The 4,223-nt window shown below is 67.6% G+C and carries 2 protein-coding genes and 1 pseudogene; 2 read left to right on the top strand and 1 reads right to left on the bottom strand.

The features are described from left to right. Together D7X12_RS39925 and D7X12_RS39920 are read left to right on the top strand one after the other, a co-directional pair. A pseudogene (locus D7X12_RS39925) lies at positions 1–195 on the top strand (hypothetical protein); the annotation flags it as partial. 61 nt (positions 196–256) lie between these two features. Further along, complete coding sequence (locus D7X12_RS39920; protein ID WP_120630375.1) at positions 257–2,383, top strand: putative metal-binding motif-containing protein; 2,127 nt, start codon at positions 257–259, stop codon at positions 2,381–2,383. Between the two features lie 57 nt (positions 2,384–2,440). Here D7X12_RS39920 and D7X12_RS39915 read toward each other — a convergent pair. Beyond that, the coding region (locus D7X12_RS39915; protein ID WP_147443956.1) for a WD40/YVTN/BNR-like repeat-containing protein at positions 2,441–4,223 on the bottom strand (1,783 nt) is incomplete at its 5' end.

Below are 4,223 nucleotides of genomic sequence, written 5' to 3'. Positions count from 1 at the left end.
GAGTACGGGAAGATGGAGCGGCTGGGGGCGCTGGACGTGGCGGGCCTGAAGCGGGAGATTTCGGAGCGCTACCGGGGCCCGATTCCGGTGGACCTGGAGCTGGTGACGCCCGCCAGCCTGGCGGCGGATGCCCGGCTGGAGGTGGTGTACTCGGACTTCCCGGAGGCGCGCGGAGGCGGGGCCCCCACCCTTTGATGATTCAAGAGGGGAGCAGGCACTCACAGTCGCGGGGAGAGGCCGGTAGGATGGGCGGCCTATGCGACGCCTTCTGCTGCTGCTGCCACTGTTCGCCCTCGCGGGCTGTAAGGACCCTCAGGATGGGGTGAGGGTCATCGTCAACTCGACGGGCTTCACGCCCCGCTGCATCAAGGTGACAGCGGAGGACGACGCCACCAACGAGACGCTGTCCACGAGCCTGGCTGGCAAGAGCAGCGTCGTGGTCGGCATCGTCCTGCCGGAGAAGTGGGGCAAGCAGATCACGATCAGGGCCGAGGCCTTTGAACAGGACTTCGAGGAAGGCAAGGCGTGCGAAGCGGACCGCCGCATCAACAACGCCGACGCCGCGCCGTCCCAGCAGGTCGCCGTCACCCCCGGCGCCGCGAAGGACGACAAGACCCAGGTCATCACCCTGGACATGAGCGCCACCGATGCGGATGGCGATGGTTACGTCACCAAGGACACGGGTGGCTCGGACTGCAACGACATCCAGGGACAGGGCGAAGGCATCAACCCGGGTGCCACCGAGCTGTGCACCACCGGGGACCGCAACTGCAACGGCGTGCAGGGGCCCGTGGAACTGGAGGTTGGCAAGTCCTGCCCAGGACAGAACAACTGCAAGGGCGTGTACCAGTGCAACACAAGCACTACGAGCGCCACGCGCACCTGCGAGGTCCCACCTGAGTTCCTATACTGGAGGGACCAGGACAAGGACAAACACGGTGCGGCGGGTGTCCCAGCCACGGCCTTCTGCCCGGAGAACCCTCTTCCTGCGGAGGGAGGCTACGTCTCTATCTCCGAGAAACAGGACGACTGCGATGACACGGAGGGTACCGTGTTTCTCGGCGCCCCGGACATCTGCGACGACCTGGACAACGATTGCGATGGAATTGAGGACAACAATTTCACCAACATCGGGATGACGTGCCCAGACCCGGTGAGCCAGTGCAACAATGGCTCGTTCCAGTGCAACCCTGCTGACGGCGGGGTCCTCTGCCAGCCTCCCGCCGATGCGGGCGTCTGGTATCCCGACGAGGATGACGACAAGCACGGTCGCACGGACGCGGGCGTCGTCTCCTGCCCACAGCCGGATGCCGGGTACATCCGGGATGCCGGTGACTGCGACGACGGCAACCCGTTCATCTACACAGCCGCCGCCGAGCTGTGCGACGTGCAGGACAACAACTGCAACAGCGTGGTTGATGATGGCGCTCTGTGTCCCCAAGGCGGCCCCACCTGGGCCAACCAGGCCGTTTACGACGCGGGGACGGACTTGTTTGACGTTTCGCTCTATGGTGATGGAGGGGTCTGGATCGTTGGCAGCAATTCCGGACGAGCCGTCAAGACACCCTCCGCGAAATCCTTCGCGCTCCTCACGAGTGACTGCACCAACGGTTCGACCCAGCAGACCCTCTACAGCGTATGGGCTCATCCCCAGACAGGAACCGCCTATATCGGCCGTGACCAGGGTGCCCTCGTCATCCAGAACAATGGCGATATCGCCTGCACCCCCAGTGTCGGCCTGTCGGGTCCGGTCAAAGATCTCGACACCCGGGGCCTCACCGGCTTCGCGGGTGCCAACCTGCGGATTTTTGGCGTTGGCTATGAGGGGGGCAAGGGTGCGACCTTCGAGTGGGATGGCGGCACCGCGAACGTTCCGACCCAGGACTACACAGGGGCTCCCTTCCAAAGGGTCCATGGATTGTCGCCTGAGGTCCTCTTCGCCGTAGGGAAGAACAGCACCGGGCGTGGAGTCATCTACCGATGGGACACGGGCACCTCGACCTTTAAGCCCGCCTCAGGAGTACCGGATGTCCCGCCTCTGAGAGGCATCCATGTTGTCAATGCCAAGCTCGCCTTCGCGGCAGGTAATGACAGGACCCTGCTGAGGTGGGATGGAAGCACCTGGACGCAAGTCATGGGTTTGCCTCCCGCCGCTCCCTCTGACCCGCCTGCCCCTGAGCACTACACCGGCGTGCTCACCTTCGGCGCAAACTCCATCTACGTCATCACTGAAAGCGGCAGCATCTACCGTTACGACGGCAAGGTATGGACGTTGGGTACCCGCATCACGAGCCTCTACGGAATCGCGGGTACCAGCCCCGAGGACATCTGGGTGGTGGGACGGTTCGGCAACGTCTTCCACTACCCCGCTTGGCCCCAGTAGTCACAGGACTCCGGGCCGGGCTTCCTCCCACGGAAGTCCGGCCTGAAGCACGGAGGCTCAGCGCCTCACCCGCAGGACCTGGAACCCCTTCCCTCCCGTTCCGAAGCCCTTCAGGTTCTCTACCCGCACCACCAGGTCGCCTGTGGCCAGCACGCCCCAGACGTCCGCGCGGGCCACGGCGGTGTTCCCGGCCTGCTCGTAGCGCAGGGCCTCCGCCCACGTCGTGCCGTCCGTGCTGGTGAAGAGCCTCGCGTACACGTCCGACGCGGGCTGCACGTCCCCCACGTTCGCCCTCGCCGTGCCCAGCGCCCAGCCCCCTCCGGGCAGGTCCTCCAGCGAGTACGCAGGTCCCGGCAGCGTCCGCAGCGCGTCCACCCGCCCGCTGGCGTACACCCGCAGCAGCTTCGGGTGCTCCGGCTCGTACAGCGTGGCCTGCCCCAACAGCAGCGCACCGCCGGACAACACCGTCCCCGTCACCGCGTTGGCCGCGTAGCCCCCCATCACCTTCGTCCAGGTGCGCCCCCCGTCCGTGGAGCGCTGCACCGCCGCCTGCGTCGCGTTGCTGCCGAACGTGGCCCACAGCACGCTCCGCGTCGCGTCCGCGAACAACGCCAGCCCGTGCCGGTGCTCCTGGAAGGTGACGCGTACCGCCCACGTCGCCCCGCCATCCGTGCTCGCCCACAGCCGGAGCGGTGTGCTCGCGGACGTGAACGTCTGGTACTCCAGGAAGAACACCGTGCTCCCCAGCTCCGCGAAGCTCGCCGGGGACGCCGCGCGGTAGTTGCCCAGCGCCACCACGTCCTTCCACGTCTGCCCGCCGTCCGTGGAGCGCTCCAGGTGGTAGCTGCCATCCCGGCTCATCTGCGCCAGCAACGTCCCGTCCCGCAGCACCGCCATCACCCAGAACGACGCGCCGCCCACCCCCTGCCCTCTCGCGCTGAACGTGCGCCCACCGTCCGTGCTCGCCCACAGCTTCGAGCGCAGCCCGTCCAGCGCCAGCGCGTACACCGTGCCCGCACCGTCCACCGCGAGCACCTCGTGCATCGTGTTCGTGAACACCGGCTCCAACGTCACCGGCCCCGACACCCCGCCATCCGCCGGCACCGTCCCGCCATCCGGCGTCCCCGCGTCCACGCCGCCATCCGGCGTCCCCGCGCCTCCATCCGGCGTCCCTGCGCCGCCATCCGAAGCGCTCCCGCCATCCGGCGTCCCTGCGCCTCCATCCGGCACGCCACCGTCCTGCCCACCACCGCCACTGCCACCGTCCCCACCGCCCACGGGCACACGCGGCACCGCCACGCGCATCACCCTCGCGCTGGCGTTCGCGTCCACCGAGTCCCCGTAGAAGCACGGCACCTCCGTGGCACTCTCCGGCAGCACGTCCAGCGCGCTCAGGTAGCCCTTGAAGCTCGTGCGTGAATCCAGCGCCACCGGGGCGCTGAACGTCCCGTCGCGCAGCACCCGCACCTGGACCTCGTAGTCCGTGGCGCTCCGACGGTGGTTGTAGAAGACATACAGCGCGTCGCCGACGCGGGTGACCGCGGGCTGCAACGCCCAGTCCGGCGTGCCCTCCACCAGCGTGCGCGGCCCGAAGGACGTCCCGTCGAAGCGGCGGTAGTACAGCCGCTCCGTCTCGTCCTTGTAGACCAGGTGGATGCCGCCCCTGCCGTCCTCCACCGCGCTCAACGCCGCCCCATGGTAGATGCCGTCGGAGAACGCGTCCCGCACCGGACTCCACGTGTCCAGCGGGTCGGCCGCGTCACGCACGCGCAGCCGCGTGGGCTCGAACCCGTCATGCATCGCGTAGAAGAAGACGAGCTTCGACCCCACGCTCAACATC

Source organism: Corallococcus sicarius (assembly GCF_003611735.1).
Lineage (GTDB): Bacteria > Myxococcota > Myxococcia > Myxococcales > Myxococcaceae > Corallococcus > Corallococcus sicarius.
Note: the sequence above shows the minus strand (reverse complement) of the source record. Positions and strands in the feature narration are given on the sequence as shown.

Bases quoted from the DNA above. Each gene is read 5' to 3' on its own strand.
- D7X12_RS39920 (WP_120630375.1), top strand. From the start codon at position 257: ATGCGACGCCTTCTGCTGCTGCTGCCACTGTTCGCCCTCGCGGGCTGT.